This is a genomic window from Bacteroides sp. MSB163, from assembly GCF_036416795.1.
GTDB classification, from domain to species: Bacteria; Bacteroidota; Bacteroidia; order Bacteroidales; family Bacteroidaceae; genus Bacteroides; species Bacteroides maternus.
In genome coordinates this window covers 1,599,141-1,618,198 of record NZ_CP143867.1, presented here as the reverse complement: position 1 = coordinate 1,618,198, position 19,058 = coordinate 1,599,141, and the positions used below count along the sequence as shown (strand labels likewise).

Genomic DNA, 19,058 nt, shown 5'->3' with positions numbered 1-19,058 from the left:
TTCTTCTATTGATTATTTAATACTATGCAATTACAGTTTATAGAACTCATCCCATCCCTTACGAGGCGGTACGCCGGTCAACATTGCATTCGCAAACTCATTATTCGTAATCTGCCTGGTGCGGGGATCAAAGAATATTTGCGTATTGAGACGTTGCGCAATCACTCCCAATGAGAATACCTGCCCCAGCACACCGTTAATTTCAAACGGTGAGCGGGTCTTTTCCTGTCCCATACAAGCCAACAGGAAATTTTCGAAATGATTCGACGGACTCTTAGGTACTTCCGGCAGCTTGCCTGCCATTTCCTTAGCCTTCTCCTCCGGGATTATGGAGAGTGTGCTGCCATGGCTTCCACCCTTAAATATCAAATCCTTTGTATAGATAATCTTTCCGGGGTTCAGACTGGAGGCCGGCGTATCTCCCTGATTAGTTGCAGGAATATTAGGATCCAGACCGGATACACCATAACCGGCAGGGATAGGGGGAAGATTATCCAGACCATCATACCAAGTAATGTCAACCGGCGGCATACCCTTACGTTGCGGGAAACGGAACAGGATAGTGGAAGAATAAGGGAAGAAATAGTCATTATGTCCGTTGGCATATTTCATAGACACTTCGTAGGGCAATCCCAATTCCAGGAATTCGTGAACCGTATCCAGGATATGCGCACCCCAATCACCCAGACAGCCCATTCCGAAATCATACCAGCAGCGCCACTGTCCCAGATGGTAGTCTTTGTTATATTCGTGATAAGGAGTCACTCCCAACCAGGCATCCCACTCCATATCCTTCGGCAGTTGCTGGCCGGAAGGGAACTTATAGATATTGGTATCCCATTTGTGCCAGCGGCGGGGGTTATTCATATGTGCCGTCACAGCCGTTACATCCTTGATAATACCGGCATCCATCCACGCCTTGAACTGAAAATAGTTGGCTTCCGAATGCCCTTGGTTACCGACCTGCGTAGCCAGGTTCGGACGTTTCAGCGCAGCTTGCATCAGCAATTCTCCTTCATAGAAAGTACGTGCCAGAGGCTTCTCCACATACACATGTTTGCCTGATGCCAAAGCCAGCATACTGATAGGGAAATGTGAATGGTCGGGGGTTGCTATGGCTACCGCATCAAAATCATTGCCCGCCTTGTCAAACATCTGACGGAAATCGCGGAAACGCTTCGCCTTAGGATACTGGTTCATCACTTTCTGGGTGTGAGCGGCTCCCATATCCACATCGCACAGAGCCACGACTTCTACCATACCGGTACGGGCAAAATCACCGATAATCTGTTCGCCACGGTTTCCAATGCCTATATAGGCAATCTTCACTTTATCCGTCACTTTTCTTTGCGTCGTGGAGGCACGGGCTCCCAACACATCACCGGCTCCGAATGCCAGCCCGGCAGAAGCCATTGTCATCGTTTTCAAAAAATCTCTTCGTGTCGTCATATATCATTGGTATTAATTAAGTTACTGAATCTTGAGCATCTTCAGGCCGCATCTCTTTTCTTCAAAAACAGACTTCTTATCCCATAGAACAGAATACGCAGGATTGTCCAAAAGACATAAAGCACGCCCGAAAACGCGAGGACATAGAAAAAGGATGTCAGCATCTCCGAGAAAGGTGTCTCATAAGAAATTATGGCATACAGATTTGCCAGATTGCCGATAATGAAGCACGCCAGCAAAGTCAGCAGTTCCATCTTTTTCCGGCGGGCGGTAATGACTGTGTTTTTCATACGGCTTGAGGTGTTTTAGCTTGATGATTCAGGTAATTGATTTTATATTCATCGGGGAAGTATAGTACCCGTTCTTCCTGTAAAGCCTGATCGCCCAACAGGCAAAGCATACTTGCATAATAGCCCTCTTCGGCTATGCGTTCAGGCTGCCTACGGGTAATGACAGCCTCAACAAAAGCTTCTAATAACAAAGAAGTGCCATCCGATTTAGGCCGTTCTCCCAGAATGAATTCCCCTTTGTTTTCATTGGCGGTTTCCGGTGCCCAGCTTGTTCCGGCAAAAGGTAAGGAATCAAACACTTTATTCTCCCATTCGTTAATCATCTGCAAAAATCCGGGTGCGGGAGGGACACTTTCAAAGAAGTATTTGCCTTTCTCCGGTTCCACCGTCCCCAGATTACCCATGATCTGTTCTTCCAAACCATAGAATTTATTGGATATGACAGAATCAAATGTCATCTTCACTCCGTCATCGAACACATATATGCAACTTACATTATCATATACTTCCCTACCGTCTTTCCAATAGGTGATAGCCCCATGCCCCATCACTTTCTCGGGAAGCTTCTGCAGTGCCCAGCTCCCTATCTGTAACTGATGGCAAGCCAGTTCGGTCATCAGTCCTTTGGAATATTCACGGTACAGACGCCAGTTAATCAGACGTTCCAGGTCAGGTGAAGGCACTTCACGCCTCCAGTCTCCATTCCGGTTCCAGAAAGTACGGATGGCGTTTATCTCACCGAAAGTGCCGGCATGAACCATTTCCATGACCTTGATGTATCGCGGATCGAAAAGACGTTGCTGCCCGGTAAAGAATATTTTGCCCGTACTGATATGCTTACTGTAAATGCGGAAACATTCTTCCATCGTAAAGCCTATGGATTTCTCACAGAACACGTGCTTGCCGGCATCAAAAGCATCCAGCACAATCTGGCAATGGGAATTAAGAGGGGTAGCTACCAGTACGGCATCAACGGTTTTATCTTCCAGTATTTTCCGGTAATCGTCATAAACTTTAGCTTTCGGAGCCAGTTCCAGTGCTTTTTCAATAGAGGGCTGATAGATATCGCACAATGCCACAATTTCTACTTTAGGATTCCGTACCAGGAAGCTCATCAAAAAACGCCCTCTTGAACCCGGACCGATGATAGCCAGACGGCATTTTTCACCGGATGTCTCTACAACTTCCGAAAAGGCAGAAAGCCAAGGGCTCGCTGATAGCAGCACTCCGGCTCCAATCATCCCTATATCTTTCAGAAATTCTCTCCTGCTGATAAATGTATCTTTCATATAATAATGATGTATAGGGTTAAACAACAAAATTGACAAAAAGCAAATCAATGTATCAAATACAATATTTGCAAAGATACACCGATTAAATAAAGATACTATATAATTCTGTTACATATCGTTTAAAAAATAATGCGGATATATTTCTGCCGTATCATTTTTATTAACTGATGTTACACCATTCTATCACACTTCTTCATTTTTGCTATTGATTATAATCCGCTTTAGGTACACACAGTGCAGTCCTCACTTTCCTGTTTCTTTTCCAATACGGATACAAGCCCCGCCACCCGGTGCTAACTTTATATTCAAAACTTCATTCCGGGTTACTCTCTTTTTCGAAACCTTCATCGTTTCTCTGTTACTTAAATAATGGGCATTCTCTCCATCTTCCACAATTTCCGCTTCATAGTCTCCTTTACCTAAGAAAGACAGCGGCACACGTAAAGTTCTACTTTCTTCGTTAGTTGCAGCCCCTACCAAGAATACTCCATCTTCCGCTTGACGCATCATTACGATATATTCCCCTATTTCGCCATCTAAAGTCTTACTTTCCAGCCAAGGCATTTTCTGTGCAGACAAAAAGCGGAGTAAAGCAGGATATTTACGATAATATTCGGGAATATCCGGAATAATCGTTGCACCGGAGAAAGTGATCAATGTTCGTGCAGCTTCCGATACCACCGTTGAAGGTACCTCCTGGTTATTATCCGAACGTGTCGTTTTCCCTTGCCGAAGGTCAAACATACCATTATTCATATCAATCGGACCGGCTACCATATTTACAAACACCGAAGTAACAAAGGTTTTAGGATAGAAAATCTCGTGTCCGTCCAATTGAGCTTTGCAGTATTCACGTGTCACAGCATTGGGCCATGTCCGCATCTGCCCATAGGGATGCACCGGATAGTCATGAAAATCCACCAATAGCTTATACCGTGCACACATTTCCGTTATATTCTTTGTTCTGGTATTCTTCTCTTCAGGGTTTCCGGCCATAAAACCATACTTCACTCCGGCAGCTCCCCACTCCCCATATTGTTTCAAAGTTTCTTCCAACGGATAATTACGTCCTCCCACATCATTCAGATACAGCCAGATACCCACTCCTTTCTGCTTTCCATATTGAATCAATTTTCGCACATCCCCGGCCTTATCTCCCTTAACGGGGTCCGAACCCTGCTCAAACTCAGGTCCATACCAATTGGCATCAAGAACCAGATAGACAAAACCCTGCTCTGCGGCAAAATCAACCGCTCTTTCCCAAGAAGGATAGGACATCGTATAATTAAACCCTTCCCACTGAGCACCATTCATACGCCAGTCCCACAATGCAACTCCCGGCTTTACCCATGAGAAATCATATTCTCCGGAAGGTTCCGGATTCAGCAATTCCACGAGATGAGAATCCACCAGATCACCCGGACGATTGCCGCAAAGAACCACACGCCATGCCGATTGATACCCTGCACGAAACAAATGCGGTTTCGCAGAAACGGAAAACAAGCATCGCCCCTTTTCCGATTTCAGTTTCAAGGGTTCACCCTCATCCAGACAAGCCTCATGCACAGCCAGGTATAAATCATCCGCAGCTTTCACCGTCATCACGGGTAAGCGCTCGCCATCTGTTTCGGTCAATCGTTCCGGACCGATATTATGCCTTTCTCCATTATAATACCATGCAGTATAGTCACCTGCAAAATTAAAAGTGGTAAGTTCCAACGCAGAACCTGCACCTTGAGGCAACACATAGCGAAAAGCCACACCTTCATTATAAGCCCGTGCCACTACTTCCAAAGCATCCGATGATTTCGCTTCATTCACAAAAGACAGCTTCATCTCATTGTATTTATCAGGCACCACGGCACGCTTTCCCCACAAAGGTTTCCAAACAGAATTCACTTTGTTACGAGTAACCTTTCCCATTTTCCATCCCCGAAAAGGAAAAGTCAGCCCATCTTCCGTTTTAAACCCTAATGCAGAAGCATCAATCACTTGTTTACGCTTCACGGATAATTGATAAGTCAACTCACCGGCATCCGTCTGAATAATCGCTAACTGTATCTTTCCGTCAGGCGAATCAACCGTATATTTTTTTTCACCGGCATAACAATATGTTCCTATCAATAAGAACAACAAACACAATTTTCTCATAATCCGATTTTATCACATCAATAAACTTTATTAAATACCGGCTTCATTATAAAACTGAATTCATAATTACCATACGGCAAGCGGTATTGCGGATAAGCGATAGCTCCCCAGCTGTTTTCACAAGCCAGACCCAATTGAGCCTTATCTATACAGATATTCGTATAATCCACCGGGATTACTTCCGGCGAATGACGCTGATCTTTATTCAACCCGTCGTCCAAAGACTCAATTGTATAATTCAAAGCCGATGCCGAGAACGGGGCTTCCGCAACAAATTGCAACCCGGAACCCGCTTCGTTCAGTTGTCTCCACCAACGTATATCAGTCTTAGTACCCGTTTCCTGTGGACGAATATATGGATAGAATTGTTCCCCCACCGTCTGACGGTAAATTCCTAAATCTGTTGCATGATTGCGGTCCGAATAGTTTTCCACAGGACCTCTGCCATAATAATTGATTTTATAGAACTCGTCAGGCATCTGCATCTGCATGCCGAAGCGGAACATATCGGGCACTTTCTCTGCTTCACCAGCAAGCATTTTCTGGGTAACTTTTATCTCACCTGTATTATTTATCACATAAGTCAGATATAATTTAGCAGATACATCAGGCATTTCATATCCGGCCTCAACTACAATCGTTCCATTTTCCTGCTTATTGGTAAATGAAGTCCTTTTAAGTTTCGGATTCAGCCATACCCTGTATTTGTGCTGCAATCTGGCACCATAATCGTTGTCAGTAGGCGCACGCCAGAAATTAGGCACGAGTTGTCCGCCATCATTCATCAATTCTTTGCCTGCAACCTTATATCTGCTCAGAAAACCATTGTTCTTCGCAAACTCGATAATGAAATCCTCACCTTCAATGATCAGATAATTGCCATCATTATTATTCACGAAGGGAGCAACGGATTCTATATTCGCTTTTTTCACATTCACCAACGCCATATCGGGTGCCTTATAGGGAGTGACGGACATCTGGGCTTTTGCAACAGTAAATCCGGGAGATAATAAGGTTTCAGCCTTTTTAAGTTTATAAGACACATTCAGTAATAGTTCTTTGTCTTTATACGAATTTATACCGGAGATATCCAGTTTTAATCTTGCCGTTTGTTGAGGAGCAACATCAAGATTGCCAACAGTGCCGGCTTCTACCAATTCACCATCTGCCAATAACTGCCAATCCAGATAATAGGCGGAAAGATCACGGAAGAAATTCTCATTGAAGATTTCTATTTCTCCATTTTGCAGGTTGACGGGATGTGTCCAAATGGACTGATAAAAGTAACCCACTTCGTACATGTGCGGATTCGGTACCCTGTCAGGGCTTATCAGACCGTTATCACAGAAATTATTGTCAGAACCATCGTACTTATTAAAATCTCCGCCGTACGCATATATTTCAATACCGTCTTTATTTTTCCAACGCACAGACTGGTCAACAAAGTCCCAGATGAACCCACCCTGAAATTTCGGATATTTGCGTATCAGGTCCCAATATTCTTTGAATCCACCCATAGAATTACCCATGGCATGCGCATATTCACACTGTATAAGCGGTTTAGTGGCATTACTCTTGGCATAATCCTCACACGCACTGTACCACAAATACATCGGACAGAAAATATCGGTATAATAATCATGACCGGCCTGTTCATACTGCACGGGGCGTGTCGCATCTTCCGCTTTTATCCAACGGTAGCAAGCTTCAAAATTAGGGCCGGGACCGGTTTCGTTGCCCAATGACCAAATAATAACCGAAGGATGATTGTAACTGCGCTGCACATTACGCTGGTTACGTTCCAGATGTGCTTTGGCAAAGGAAGCATGTTTAGAAAGCTGATTATTAGTATATAACATTCCGTGCGCCTCTACATTAGCCTCAGCTACGACATACAAACCATACTCATCGCACAATTCATACCAAAGATTGTCATCAGGATAATGGCATGTACGCACGGCATTGATATTGAATTGCTTCATGATCCGGATATCCTGCAACATACGTTCCCGCGAAACAACATATCCATAATCGGGATCCATTTCATGGCGGTTGGCACCTTTAATCAGTACAGGCTGTCCGTTCACAAGCAACTGGGCATCCTTAATCTCCACTTTACGGAAACCTACTTTTACTGGAATAACTTCTAAAATATCATTGCCATTCTTCAAAGTAGCCGTCAGACAATAAAGATTGGGCATTTCCGCACTCCATTTAAGGGGATTCTTAACCTCCATGGTAGCCGAAAGATTGCCCGAACCGTTCACCCGGGTGTTTGCAACGATATTGCCTTTCGAATCCGACAGTTCCAATTCCACAGTACCTCGCCCTTTCATTTGAAGGGCAATATTCAACGATCCGTTTGTATACTGTTGGTCCAAGTCGGGAGTAACTCTGATGTCCTGAATATAGTTCTTGTTGCGGGTATACAAGTAGCAATCACGCCCTACACCCGAAAAACGGAAGAAATCTTGGTCTTCAAGATATGACCCGTCGCACCAACGGAACACCTGAAATACAATCAGATTTTTACCCGGTTTGAGATAACCCGACAAATCAAACTCCGCTTCCAGTTTACTGTCTTCACTATACCCAACGTATTTACCATTCACCCACAAATAGATATTAGAAGTGACTGAACCAAAATGCGCAAAGATTTGCTTATCCTTCCACTCCGCCGGTATAACAATCTCCTTACGATAGGATCCCACATGATTGTTCTTTACAGGTATTTTCGGAGGATCTGTTCTGAACTGGTTCTTCCACGGATACCCAACATTGACATAAATAGGATCTCCATAGCCATTTAACTCCCATACAGCAGGTACTTTCAGCTCATCCCACGCACTATCGTTATAACCCAACCGATAAAAGTCGTCCGGGCGCTGGTCGGCATTCCTTACCCAATTAAATTTCCACATCCCATTCAGTGACAGAAAATTATCAGATTCTTCCTTCACACCTGCACGGGCAGCATCGGGCGATTCATAAGCAAAATAGTTGGTATGCATCGGAGTACGATTTACAGCATTTACCTCCGGATCTCTCCACTCATTCTTTTGGGATAAGGCAATTGTCTGAAATCCAATAGCCAAAGCAAATAAACTGAATAGCTTTTTCTTCATATCATTATTATTTAAAATATTTTTAATCAGTTAGTCCTGTCATATTTAATAAATCTTACATGCATCTACAGAAACTTTCCCTTTCCTGTTGACAATAGAAAGAGTATGTTTACCCGGTACTAGATTTTCCATTTGAAAAACCACTTGCTGAGGAAGACATACATCCACTGTAGAAAGATCAACAATAGATTGGCTATTGCCATCAATAAATATTTCCATGCTACCGGCACCCGGTTCTTTCGGAGCAATAACAGCGATGTTCCTTCCTTCAAAACTACATGCCCAAACGTCACCGACACGTTCGCTGACAGTCAAGTCATTATTGTAATCACCGGAATTCAAATTGCAATAACGTTTCCAGCCTGTAGCCGCAACACCCGGATCATCATCATTCATCCACCCTTTAGTATGTGATATACGCAAAACACGATATTTAGAGGCAAGAGACACATTCTCTATATCTGCCAATGGCAGTACCCTCCCGGAAGGTTTAAGCATCAATCCATCAGCATTTTGAGTAAATGTAAACGGTACGTCGGACCCAAGCATCACCACCTCTGTCACATCACCTATAGTCGTGCCTCCGGAACGTAAAGCCTTTAAAGTAAGCGTACTATCACTCCAATTCAACAGAGTGGCATATACGTATCCTTCATTACGCGTAAAAAGAACCTGATGATCTCCCCACACTTCAAAAGGACGGGAACCGTAGACGGCCTCACCATTAATTTTGAGCCAAGCACCTATATCATGACAAATGCGGACAGCCTCTTCATCCACATCCCCTCTTCCATGTTGCGGAATATTAAGCAGTAAAGCCCCATTACGTGAGACATTTTCCATCAATCCCCATATCACCTCGTCTGCTTGCGCATAGGGCGCCCCTTTTTTATAGTGCCAATCGGAAAGGCTCCGCTCTGTCTGAAACGGATAAGCCATAATTTCCGATTCAATGTAAAACTCAGTACTTTTTACCATAGCCCGTTCCACTACCGGTATCAGCTCAGGGTTATTTGGAAAGCTATTGTAACGTCCGCCCACTCCTTTTGCATTGAAAACTACATCCAGTTTTCCATTATTCCATGCCATCGACTTATTATAGTAATTGGCTATCAAAGGAGGAGCGAGAAACCCCAACCCCATATTCACCCCGAGATCGAGGTATGCATCTCCTGCCGACTCGTCAAAATAGATCATATCAGGATGGTATTTTGTAATGGCATCATCTACACGCCACATAAATTGATTGGCAAAAGGTGATAGTAAAGGAGTCTTGACATCATGCTCAGGACCGTAGAGATCGGCAGGATCCATACCTTCCCACCACTTGCCTTTACCGTCCAAAATAGTTTGCATCGCATCATAAGGAACGCCTGCCTTATCTCCATTACGGTCCGCCGTATAACGAACCGTCATAAATTGTCCCCACGTACGTGGAGGCGAGCTATGGAAACCAATACCGAAACGCATCTTATGGTTACGAGCCACTTTTTCCCATATACCTATAATATCCATCTTAGGACCCACACGAACAGAATTCCATGGCTGATATTTAGAGTCATAGCAATCAAAATTATCATGATGCCCCCCCATTGCCATAAAGTAACGGGCACCCATATCCATATATAGCTTCATCAATTCTTCCGGATTCCACTTGTCTATCACCCAGTCGTTACATATATCCTTATAACCATATTCAGAAGGATGACCAAAATGCTCCACATGATAATTGTATTGCCAATGCCCTTCAATATACATATTCCTTGCATACCAATCACCATATTCGGGCATAGACTGCGGATCCCAATGAGACCATGCTCCAAACTTTGCTTCACGCCACCAGTCTGGAGCAGAATAGTGATTACTCAAGCTATCCCAGTCCGCGGCAAAAGGTCCTTCAGCTACTTTAAGTTCAGGCAGATTCCAAATATCAGGTGGTAATCCGAGGTCACCTTTACCGACAAGTATCTTGTCTACGCAAAGAGCCACATCTCCCTCCTCTACACTCAAAGTAACAAAACCATTTCCAGGAATAATAACGTCAACAACCGCATACAGAAAACTGCCTATAAAACTACCCGAAGAGTGAATATTCACCTTTAATGCAGGCTGACCATTGACCGACAAGCTGAAAACGCCGACATTTTCAGTGGCATAACGAATAGCTATTTTCTCAGAAGCCGGAAGATTTCTGAAACAGACAGACTGCCCCCTGCCCATCAACCCGACAGTTGCTCCACCTGATGCTTGCTTATCTATATTCTCTGATACGCAACTTACCTTATCAGCCTCTTCAGCTTCATAAGAATATACATTGTCACTCGTATTGCACATCGTTAACATCAATATATTGAGAAATGCAATGCCTAACCGTATAATTCCTAAATTACCATTCATAGTTCCACACTTATATTGCTTACAAATATAAGAGCGCTCTACCTTCCATGACTTTTAATTTCAGACATTTTATTATTGAAAATAGATAAATCCAGCCTTTTATGCGAAAAAAACTACCCAATCTCAAAAGTCTTATTCCAAACAAACTTGCTTCAATAAAGTTTTTCGATAAGTTATCAGCACTCCAGCACTGATAACGTTCAAACCCCTTGTCAGCCGTAGTTTGACGGCAGTGCTGACAATGTGTTTGTAAGTGCTGAAAAACGTTTTGTCAGCACTGTTTTTCACTCTGTTTTCACCTGTTTTTAAATATAACTTTCTGATTTATAACGCTTAGCCCTATTATGTACGGTTTTCTCGAATTTACACTCAAATGGTTCTTTTTTATCAGTAAGTCCGTTCTGGTTGATATTGTATAGTCTCAGTCTTGATTGGGCTATGATTTCTCTCAGTAGCATCTGCGGAAATTCCAATGCCTTGATGGGAAACACAAGTTTCCGAGTACAACTGTCGTTTCTCTTCATGGGAACTGCTGTTCCAATTAAAAAAGTATCATGCAAAATACCATCATATTTTCTTTAATTAATAAAGTAAAGAATATATATCTAATATATTTCCTTGGCTTTTTTCTTAGAAGACCGTAAGTAATCCTTTACTTTCACATCACAATATGTCTTGAAAACCCCATCATCATTGGAAGGTAGCCTGTCTTTTTCATGAGGTAACTCAAGAATATCAATCACTTCTACACTTTTTTTCAGTTTAGGGAAAAGGAGACTGACATAGATATACTTGGAGTTGAACCCCTCTACAGTCAATAATCTGTCTTGGGGAGCTCCTCTGTCATATCCTCTCACATGGTATTCATCACCCGTTTTCTTGTCAATTATCACAAACCCCGGACTATAGTACAGCCATTGCCAATTAAAATAAATAGGTTGCAGGAAAGTTACTTTCGTATCTTTGGCTCTTCTCTCAATGGAGTATAATGAAGGTTTTGTTACCTCTGCTCTGTTATAGGGTCTCTTAACCACTTCAATACTATCTTTGGGAAGCGCATAAGCTGCATCATATAATTCCTGGTCCCGATTTCTCGTTTGCTCCATTGCATCCATACTCCTGTCAGATTCCGGATGCAGCTCTTTCCTCGTTTCCACTTGTAGCCGGCTGACCAATAACGGCATAGCTTCACGCATAATACTTATTGCCGACTCTCTATATCGCTTTCCCAAAGGAGATTCATAAAACGCAATGGTTTCTTGCAGATCCTCCAAAGCTAAATGTTTCTTGTAGACAGGCAGGTATATCTCCATGACCATCCGTTCCATCTTCTCTCTCCACGACTTGGCAAATGTATTCCAATAGTCAGCATCTTTTTCCGGTTCATTCATCCTTGCCACGGCCAAAGTATGTGGCAGAATCTCATCAATAGAATTCAAAGCACCGGTAACTTCCATTAGCTTCTTCAAAGCAACTTCGTATTCACTCGTTTCATCTGATTGCTGTGCGGAAACCGGTAAGATGAAGGTAAATAATGCAACTACACACATTGCGACTTGAAAAATAATTTTGTTTCTCATAATATAGTTTTTAAATAATCCGTGATATTTATTGCATAGATAGTTCATAAAGTAAGTTTTAACACAATCACTTGCAACTTCATCATCTGATTATGGTTGTATCGAATAAATTATCATATATAACAATTGATTTATAATGTATCGCATTTCTTTATAATATTTTTTCTTCTTCAAAAAACAGTCCACTGTTATCATAACAAACACCCAAATAAGTAATGTTACAGGCGTCTTATACTCTTTTTCTAAAGGGTTCATTAGAATAATATAAAAGTTTAAAGATACTAATAAGATTTCACTGAATACAATAATCAAATGTCTCATATTATCTATATTTACATTATATGCCCATTAGCGAACAAGTAATCTCCGTTATAGTTATTTCATTTATAGAATGCATACCTACCCTACGCCTTTCAATTTTGGAAAAGACGATTCAAATCCTCTATACTGAAATTTCTTTTAAGAATTATTCCGTCGGGTGATATCAGCATCAATACCGGTATTTTATTTATTCCATACGAATTCACAAACGAATAATCCGCCAGTACTTGTGTCCAAGGAAGCCCTAACCGCTTAAGTGCTTTTTCCCAGTTTTTCCTATCACGATCTATTGAGATAGATAATAACTTCAGATTTTTGGAAGCATATTTTTCGCCCGCATTTCTGATTTCCGGTAACTCTGCAATGCAAGCCCCACACCACGAAGCCCAGATATTCACTAACACATAATGCCCCTTCCCTATATAATCCGACAAATATACTTTTGTACTGTCCGGTAATTCCACTTTAGAATCAACAAAATTGCTACCTTCTTGCACACTAATCATCTTTGTTATAAACCGATTGTTTTTCAACACGGGAGAGGCACCGGCAAGCATAGCGTTTAATTCGTCAACGGTAATCTGTTCCTGAAAAATACGAATCCAGAATGCAGGAATTATATTATCAAGATTCTCATAAACAGTTCTTTTTATAAATTCCTTTGTTTGTTTTATCACCTTTTCACGGGTAATTGCATATAATTCCTTTTTTCTTTCAGTTTCAACATTCAGACTGTCCAATTTCTTAAAAGCATCTATACCAGCTTGATTCAGCACTTGATACTCTCTCCAACTCTTTTGAAATACATCATTAACCGGAGTGCCTTCGCACCACCCCTCCTTACCATCTGTACAAATACGAATACTCCCATTCTCAAGTACGGTGAAAATCCCATCCATACCATCAATGCATACAGCCGCCCAACAAGGCTGTAGCAACTCTCCTTCAAAAATGAACTTTCCATTCACGACATTCGTACTATCAGCCTGCCGATTATCCTCTTCCACCATAATCAGGAAAACTTTTCGTCCTTCATATTCGTGATCTGTACTTCCTTCAATACTGTAATGTACTTGAGAGAAGGTTCTTCCTCCTACGAGAAGCAAGATTATTAATAGTACTATTTTCTTATCCATTTTAATATTATTATCAACGGTTCAGTAAAAAACTACTCTCTTTCAATAATCCCTTCTTCCTCCAATTTCTTCTTCAACCGATAATAAGTATCAAGTTTACGATTCCAAACGTCGTCGTTATCATCACTCAATAAACATGCTTTCTTCAGGAGACTTTCATGACTTTCTTCTGCAACAGGAGAGGCAACTTCATCCAATTCCGCAAATTCCACTTCTATTTCATCCCCTATTTTAAACTCTCCTCCATTCCATGTAACATGTATTTCTTCGGGCATTTTCAAACCTCCGATATTCCAATAGCCTCCATCATATCCATGTTGCATTATCATAAGACTGACTCCACCATTTGGAATACCCGCTTTCCAAACAGTATCCCTCCATTTCACAATAATCCCTTTCATGCTATATAAGTCCCTTTCCTTGTAATTCCATTTTTAATTGTTCGTATCTCCTTTTCATCTCATTGCGATTACAATCTTCAATTGTCAAGACAGGCGATACCTTATCCGTATCGACCATTTTTATCAAGACTCTGTCACCTTCTTCCAACTTCTCTGTAAGCCAAGTGAGATAATGCAGAACATCACTTCCTTTTATTTGGATTCTGCCGGAAGAACATCCGAATGCCAAATCCGCAAATACAAAATAATCTGAAGCGGCAACTATAGGCTCTCGACCATTTATACTTATTTCAAAGCCTATCATAATCACTTATTATACAAAATTCTATCACTTTTTTTAATTTGATAATTTTTAATCATAACCACCCATATACCCACACAAAATCCCAATGCACCGGTAAAAAGTGAATGAATAATTGTAAGTTCTGCAATCCCAAACCATTGAGACATGTATATCCGTATTATATACCCCGATATTAGTGCCATTAAAAGCCCTAACGCATATTTAATAATTTCTTTTATCATTGATTTATTACATATTACAGTCACATTTAAAACTTCAAACCTTTCGCTCCTTTTTTTAATTCTATCTGTTCAAAGTGCTATATATTTCCTTCTATGAAATGGAAACTCACAGCTAATGTTTGTTACCTATTTTTCTTTGATAATAAAGAAAAAAACATGAACTAACACAGTAAAACCACCCATAACAACTATCGTAATACATACGCCCTCCCAAAATGTTATATCTTTTACATTGAAGAAATATCTCAATACAAAAATAGCGAGCGCACTTCCTATAATGCATCTCAAAGCAAATAAGTACTTCATAACGACTAAATTTATGATTGATTTAAAATTAATAGCATAGATAGCCATTTCATATAACTAAACCAAACTCAAAGCGTATACAAATCCGCTAATGCAAAATTTATATACGCTTTAAGCTATCTTCCTTATCTAAACAGCTTTTTGATAAACTCTGGTAATGAATCACAATCTACCCCCATCTTCCTTTTTAAACGACACCGTCTCATACGGAAAGACCTTGGCAAAATATGTAATAATCGTGCAATCTCAACATTCTTCATGCCAATGTGCATCAAAAGTATAATATGCATGTCATCCCTCGAAAGCATCGGAAAATTTTGACGAACTTTACATGTAAAGTCATTTTGCAATAGATTTACCAAAATTTCCAGTTCTTCCCAATCTGATTCATCCAAATAATTCAAGGATAACAATTTATCCAAGAGTTCTCTTACTAAAGTAATCTTATCTATTTCCATATGAAACAGAATTACCCACCCCTGCATACAAGTATAATCTTCCTTCATCAGAAAAAAACATTGGTTCCAACATTTCTAGAGGAAAACTGCAAGCTATCGTTTTCCAGACTCCATACCTCAGGTTATCAGTTTTATAAATGGCATCCGTGTCATAAGAATGATGGGAAACATCATCGAGACAGAAACGGTAATTCAAATTAAGGGGATTGCTTATAGTGCGGAATACAGGATTCTTCGCATCGGGTATCCGGCATCCAGCTACCACAACAATTATCATGACTAATACCCATATAGTTTGCCGATTATACATAGCATTCATACATATTAGATTAACTTTTTATATGGGCACAAAGTTAAGCTACTAATAAAGTATCCTTATTTAGATTACAGATATTTGATTTTAGATATTAGGTATTTAATCAGAAATTACCTCCAAAATTGTTATATTTGCCTTCGTATACTGTTTAAAAATCTATCAGAAATGAACATTGAAGAATTTAGAGAATACTGTCTGTCATTAAAAGGAGTTCATGAGAAAATGCCGTTCTTGAATATTCCTGATAAATACAGTCGGGATGTTCTATGTTTTTATGTAGCGGATAAATGGTTCTGTTTTGTCAATATCGAAGTCTTTGACTTTTGCTGCATCAAATGCGAGCCGGAAGAATCGGGAGAATTACAAACCACATATATAGGAATAAAGCCCGGATGGCACATGAATAAAAAATACTGGATCAGTATTTACTTCAATCAGGATGTGTCTGACGAGAAAATTAAAGAACTCGTAAGGAAGTCTTATGACATTGTTTTCAAAAGCCTGACAAAGAAAGAACGGGAAATGCTACTATCGAGTGATAAATAGCATTCCCGACATTAATATGATACGTAAGCTGACTATTTGCCAAGCATTTTCCATATCCTTTTATTTAACTCTTCATCTTTAGTACATGACAAAAATTGAAAATATGCTGTCAAGCATTTAAATTTCAAGTGATTATATTTGCAAGAGCCCCTGAAAATTAGTAATTTAAAGGAAAGGTTTGCCGACTTTTCTCCATGAAAACTACTAATTCCAAGGACTTGGTCAAAGTTAACCAAATCCTCCAATTATGCAAGAGCATTTTGGAAAATCGATGAATATGGCCCGTATAAAGTTGATGGCGTTGCTCATCCATGCGCTCTGTGTGGTGCAGAAGGTCAGTCTCCATAAGCTTGCGGCAGCTATGCCTGCGGATGCCAAGAGAAATTTCAATATGCGAAGGATTCAGAGATTTCTTGCAAAGTATTCCCTTGACCTGGATTTGATTGCAAGGATGATATTCTCGCTGCTTCCGAATAGGCGTGGGCTTGTGCTGAGCATGAACCGTACCAACTGGAAGTTTGGCGGGTTCAACATAAACATCCTCATGCTCGGGGTGACCTACAAAAGCGTGGCGTTTCCCTTGATATTCAAACTGATGCCAAAGCGTGGCAATTCCAGATGGACTGAGTGCAAAGAACTTGTCAAACGATTCGGGAAGCTCTTCGGATATGGCTGCATCGACTGCCTTGTAGCCGACAGGGAGTTCGTGGGCAAGGACTGGACCGGGTGGCTCAACTCCATGAGAATACGTTACTACATACGTATCCGTCAGAACTTCTGGGTACAGAATCCGAGGTCTGCCGAAAAAACGAGGGCATGGAATCTGTTCAACCGTGTCAGACTTGGTGAGGAGCTTTTCTACCACAAGCCATATCTCATGAACGGAGAGTATGTATATCTCACCGGCGCACGGCTCAAAAACAGCAAGGGCGTCCCGGAACTTCAGATTCTCATCTGCTACAACCACCCCCATCAGGCTATCGGGGCATATAGGGAAAGATGGCAGATCGAGACTTTGTTCCGGGCCATGCAATCCTCCGGTTTCAATATCGAGGACACCCATTTGCGAGATATAGAACGCATAAAGCGTCTTGTTGCAATGGTATGTATGGCGTTGGTATGGGCCTATCTCGTCGGTGAGCATGAAGATATGCATATTAAGAAAATCAGGGTTCTCAAGCATGGTCATCGAAGCAAATCCATTGTCAAGTACGGACTTGAGGAGATTGCAGATGTTTTGAACAGACCTTGGCAACAACCCGATTTCGATATTTTCAATTTTTTGTCATGTAATTAATATAAAAACATATGTTACACAAAATCACTTGTCGCCGAAAACCTGCTCCATCACCCATTGGGCGGCATTGTAGTTATTTTCGGGGAAATTAAAATGTGCATTGGTATATGTAACCGATACTGTCTTAGGCGATTTCACCTCGTTGAGCATGCTGTTGATTGATGTAGGCGAACAGGTATCGTCATTATAACCATAGTCACAATAGAGAGGAACTTTTAGAATACGAGCAAAATTCACAACATCATAATATGGTAGAGTAGCAAGCACCAAAGGGGTATCTTCATCGGAGAACTTATTATCCATAAAATATTTAGGCCATCCTCCGGCTCGTCCTTGTGCAAATCCCGAAAGGTCGCAAAGCGCCGGATAGTCGGCACTTACATATTTCACCTTATCATTGAGCGCAGCGGTTATTATGGAAAGTGCCCCACCCTGGCTGCCGTCCATAGTCACAATGGTATTTCCGTCCCATTCAGTCAGTGTAGCAAGATAATCCACACAACGCACACATCCTGCATATACCTGACGAAAATAGCATGAGTCTCGCGAAGTTAATCCACGATTCCAATAACCCCATATCTGTGGTGACGCAGATTCAATAAGGTCCTGTGAAGACTCTGGACTCAGTCCGTGAATATCAACATTCAGCACAATGAAACCTTTTCTTGCGAAATCGGTCTGCGGCTGTCGCTTATATGGTCCGGCTCCGGGAGGACAGAACATAGCCGGATGCTTTTTACCATCATTTGGCATCGATAAGTAGCCATAGAAATAGCGCCCGTTCTCTCCCACCGTAAGGCGAATCAAATACACACTAACATCCTCAGACGAGTGACGTTTGATGTAAGTAAGACGCGGCTCAAGGTCCAACTTGCGTACCGCAGCAATCTGTTTATCCCAAAACTCCTTGAAGTCCTTGGGCATCTTTGTGAACGATTTGATTTTGTCCGGGGCAAAAGCCACTTTAACCGCATCGTCAATCTTCTGTCCGAATATGGAAAAAGAGAAATTACACTCTCGGAAACCAGGGGTCTTGGATGTTCCCATATCGATAGTGGCAACTCCATTGACAAATGTGGTAGAATCGGTCATTGCAGGCAGAAGCATCTCACTGCCGATGCAGTACTTAACGACAACACCGTCCAATGGAATGCCACCCCTATATGCCTCAATCCTGACGACAGGACTATCGCCGATTTTATAAGTGCGGTCAGTGCGGTCAAGCTTAACCAAATACTCCAAATAAGGATGTTGCTGTGGTCGGAATTGGGCATCAAGCTTTTGTGACATACCCATAACCAGGACCATCAAAATGAGTAATAAAATGAAATCCCGTTTCATAATTTGCGATAATGTTAGTATAATTAGTAATTTAGTACATGACAAAAATTAAAATTATGCTGTCAAACATTTTAAATTTTAAGTGATCATATTTACAGGAGTCCCTGAAAAATGAAAACAGCATAAA

The 19,058-nt window shown here is 41.4% G+C and carries 16 protein-coding genes and 1 pseudogene; 3 read left to right on the top strand and 14 right to left on the bottom strand.

What is annotated here, in order from left to right; genetic code table 11:
* Positions 1-30 precede the first annotated feature (30 nt).
* The 13 genes from VYM24_RS05550 to VYM24_RS05490 form a co-directional block, all read right to left on the bottom strand.
* On the bottom strand, positions 31-1,449 hold the full coding sequence (locus VYM24_RS05550) for a Gfo/Idh/MocA family oxidoreductase (RefSeq protein ID WP_330941706.1): 1,419 nt from the start codon (positions 1,447-1,449) through the stop codon (positions 31-33).
* Positions 1,450-1,490: 41 nt separating this feature from the next.
* On the bottom strand, positions 1,491-1,739 hold the full coding sequence (locus VYM24_RS05545; RefSeq protein ID WP_291549647.1) for a hypothetical protein: 249 nt from the start codon (positions 1,737-1,739) through the stop codon (positions 1,491-1,493).
* On the bottom strand, positions 1,736-3,028 hold the full coding sequence (locus VYM24_RS05540; RefSeq protein ID WP_330941705.1) for a Gfo/Idh/MocA family protein: 1,293 nt from the start codon (positions 3,026-3,028) through the stop codon (positions 1,736-1,738). Before VYM24_RS05540 ends, VYM24_RS05545 begins: the two co-directional genes overlap by 4 nt.
* 246 nt (positions 3,029-3,274) lie before the next feature.
* Positions 3,275-5,182: a glycoside hydrolase family 97 protein gene (locus VYM24_RS05535; protein WP_330941704.1), complete on the bottom strand. Its 1,908-nt coding sequence runs from the start codon at positions 5,180-5,182 to the stop codon at positions 3,275-3,277.
* 17 nt (positions 5,183-5,199) lie between these two features.
* On the bottom strand, positions 5,200-8,307 hold the full coding sequence (lacZ, locus tag VYM24_RS05530; RefSeq protein ID WP_330941703.1) for a beta-galactosidase, LacZ type: 3,108 nt from the start codon (positions 8,305-8,307) through the stop codon (positions 5,200-5,202).
* A gap of 45 nt (positions 8,308-8,352) precedes the next feature.
* Positions 8,353-10,704, bottom strand: a complete 2,352-nt coding sequence (locus VYM24_RS05525) for an alpha-L-fucosidase (protein ID WP_330941702.1) — start codon at positions 10,702-10,704, stop codon at positions 8,353-8,355.
* 305 nt (positions 10,705-11,009) lie between these two features.
* A complete protein-coding gene (locus tag VYM24_RS05520; RefSeq protein WP_330941701.1) occupies positions 11,010-11,228 on the bottom strand; it encodes a hypothetical protein in 219 nt (72 codons plus the stop codon).
* A gap of 81 nt (positions 11,229-11,309) precedes the next feature.
* On the bottom strand, positions 11,310-12,284 hold the full coding sequence (locus VYM24_RS05515) for a DUF2059 domain-containing protein (protein WP_330941700.1): 975 nt from the start codon (positions 12,282-12,284) through the stop codon (positions 11,310-11,312).
* Between the two features lie 413 nt (positions 12,285-12,697).
* Entirely contained in the window at positions 12,698-13,741 is a 1,044-nt protein-coding gene (locus tag VYM24_RS05510; protein ID WP_330941699.1) for a TlpA disulfide reductase family protein, read from the bottom strand.
* A 32-nt stretch (positions 13,742-13,773) separates the two neighbouring features.
* Positions 13,774-14,142, bottom strand: a complete 369-nt coding sequence (locus VYM24_RS05505; protein ID WP_330941698.1) for a hypothetical protein — start codon at positions 14,140-14,142, stop codon at positions 13,774-13,776.
* A gap of 1 nt (position 14,143) precedes the next feature.
* A complete protein-coding gene (locus tag VYM24_RS05500) occupies positions 14,144-14,446 on the bottom strand; it encodes a hypothetical protein (RefSeq protein WP_330941697.1) in 303 nt (100 codons plus the stop codon).
* Positions 14,447-14,448: 2 nt separating this feature from the next.
* Complete coding sequence (locus tag VYM24_RS05495) at positions 14,449-14,667, bottom strand: hypothetical protein (RefSeq protein ID WP_291549847.1); 219 nt, start codon at positions 14,665-14,667, stop codon at positions 14,449-14,451.
* Positions 14,668-15,098: 431 nt separating this feature from the next.
* Positions 15,099-15,431: a helix-turn-helix transcriptional regulator gene (locus tag VYM24_RS05490; protein ID WP_330941696.1), complete on the bottom strand. Its 333-nt coding sequence runs from the start codon at positions 15,429-15,431 to the stop codon at positions 15,099-15,101.
* A 157-nt stretch (positions 15,432-15,588) separates the two neighbouring features.
* Between VYM24_RS05490 and VYM24_RS05485 the strand changes: the two genes are divergently transcribed.
* From VYM24_RS05485 to VYM24_RS05475, 3 genes and pseudogenes are all read left to right on the top strand, one after another.
* Positions 15,589-15,714, top strand: a complete 126-nt coding sequence (locus VYM24_RS05485) for a hypothetical protein (protein WP_330941695.1) — start codon at positions 15,589-15,591, stop codon at positions 15,712-15,714.
* Positions 15,715-15,912: 198 nt separating this feature from the next.
* On the top strand, positions 15,913-16,293 hold the full coding sequence (locus tag VYM24_RS05480) for an MmcQ/YjbR family DNA-binding protein (RefSeq protein ID WP_330941694.1): 381 nt from the start codon (positions 15,913-15,915) through the stop codon (positions 16,291-16,293).
* A gap of 194 nt (positions 16,294-16,487) precedes the next feature.
* A pseudogene (locus VYM24_RS05475) lies at positions 16,488-17,590 on the top strand (IS4 family transposase).
* A gap of 24 nt (positions 17,591-17,614) precedes the next feature.
* On the opposite strand, the gene VYM24_RS05470 reads toward VYM24_RS05475, so the two are convergent.
* Positions 17,615-18,880: an acetylxylan esterase gene (locus VYM24_RS05470; RefSeq protein ID WP_330941693.1), complete on the bottom strand. Its 1,266-nt coding sequence runs from the start codon at positions 18,878-18,880 to the stop codon at positions 17,615-17,617.
* Between the last annotated feature and the right edge of the window lie 178 nt (positions 18,881-19,058).

Bases quoted from the DNA above. Each gene is read 5' to 3' on its own strand.
- VYM24_RS05550 (WP_330941706.1), bottom strand. From the start codon at position 1,449: ATGACGACACGAAGAGATTTTTTGAAAACGATGACAATGGCTTCTGCC.
- VYM24_RS05545 (WP_291549647.1), bottom strand. From the start codon at position 1,739: ATGAAAAACACAGTCATTACCGCCCGCCGGAAAAAGATGGAACTGCTG.
- VYM24_RS05540 (WP_330941705.1), bottom strand. From the start codon at position 3,028: ATGAAAGATACATTTATCAGCAGGAGAGAATTTCTGAAAGATATAGGG.
- VYM24_RS05535 (WP_330941704.1), bottom strand. From the start codon at position 5,182: ATGAGAAAATTGTGTTTGTTGTTCTTATTGATAGGAACATATTGTTAT.
- lacZ (WP_330941703.1), bottom strand. From the start codon at position 8,307: ATGAAGAAAAAGCTATTCAGTTTATTTGCTTTGGCTATTGGATTTCAG.
- VYM24_RS05525 (WP_330941702.1), bottom strand. From the start codon at position 10,704: ATGAATGGTAATTTAGGAATTATACGGTTAGGCATTGCATTTCTCAAT.
- VYM24_RS05520 (WP_330941701.1), bottom strand. From the start codon at position 11,228: ATGAAGAGAAACGACAGTTGTACTCGGAAACTTGTGTTTCCCATCAAG.
- VYM24_RS05515 (WP_330941700.1), bottom strand. From the start codon at position 12,284: ATGAGAAACAAAATTATTTTTCAAGTCGCAATGTGTGTAGTTGCATTA.
- VYM24_RS05510 (WP_330941699.1), bottom strand. From the start codon at position 13,741: ATGGATAAGAAAATAGTACTATTAATAATCTTGCTTCTCGTAGGAGGA.
- VYM24_RS05505 (WP_330941698.1), bottom strand. From the start codon at position 14,142: ATGAAAGGGATTATTGTGAAATGGAGGGATACTGTTTGGAAAGCGGGT.
- VYM24_RS05500 (WP_330941697.1), bottom strand. From the start codon at position 14,446: ATGATAGGCTTTGAAATAAGTATAAATGGTCGAGAGCCTATAGTTGCC.
- VYM24_RS05495 (WP_291549847.1), bottom strand. From the start codon at position 14,667: ATGATAAAAGAAATTATTAAATATGCGTTAGGGCTTTTAATGGCACTA.
- VYM24_RS05490 (WP_330941696.1), bottom strand. From the start codon at position 15,431: ATGGAAATAGATAAGATTACTTTAGTAAGAGAACTCTTGGATAAATTG.
- VYM24_RS05485 (WP_330941695.1), top strand. From the start codon at position 15,589: ATGATGGGAAACATCATCGAGACAGAAACGGTAATTCAAATTAAGGGG.
- VYM24_RS05480 (WP_330941694.1), top strand. From the start codon at position 15,913: ATGAACATTGAAGAATTTAGAGAATACTGTCTGTCATTAAAAGGAGTT.
- VYM24_RS05470 (WP_330941693.1), bottom strand. From the start codon at position 18,880: ATGTCACAAAAGCTTGATGCCCAATTCCGACCACAGCAACATCCTTAT.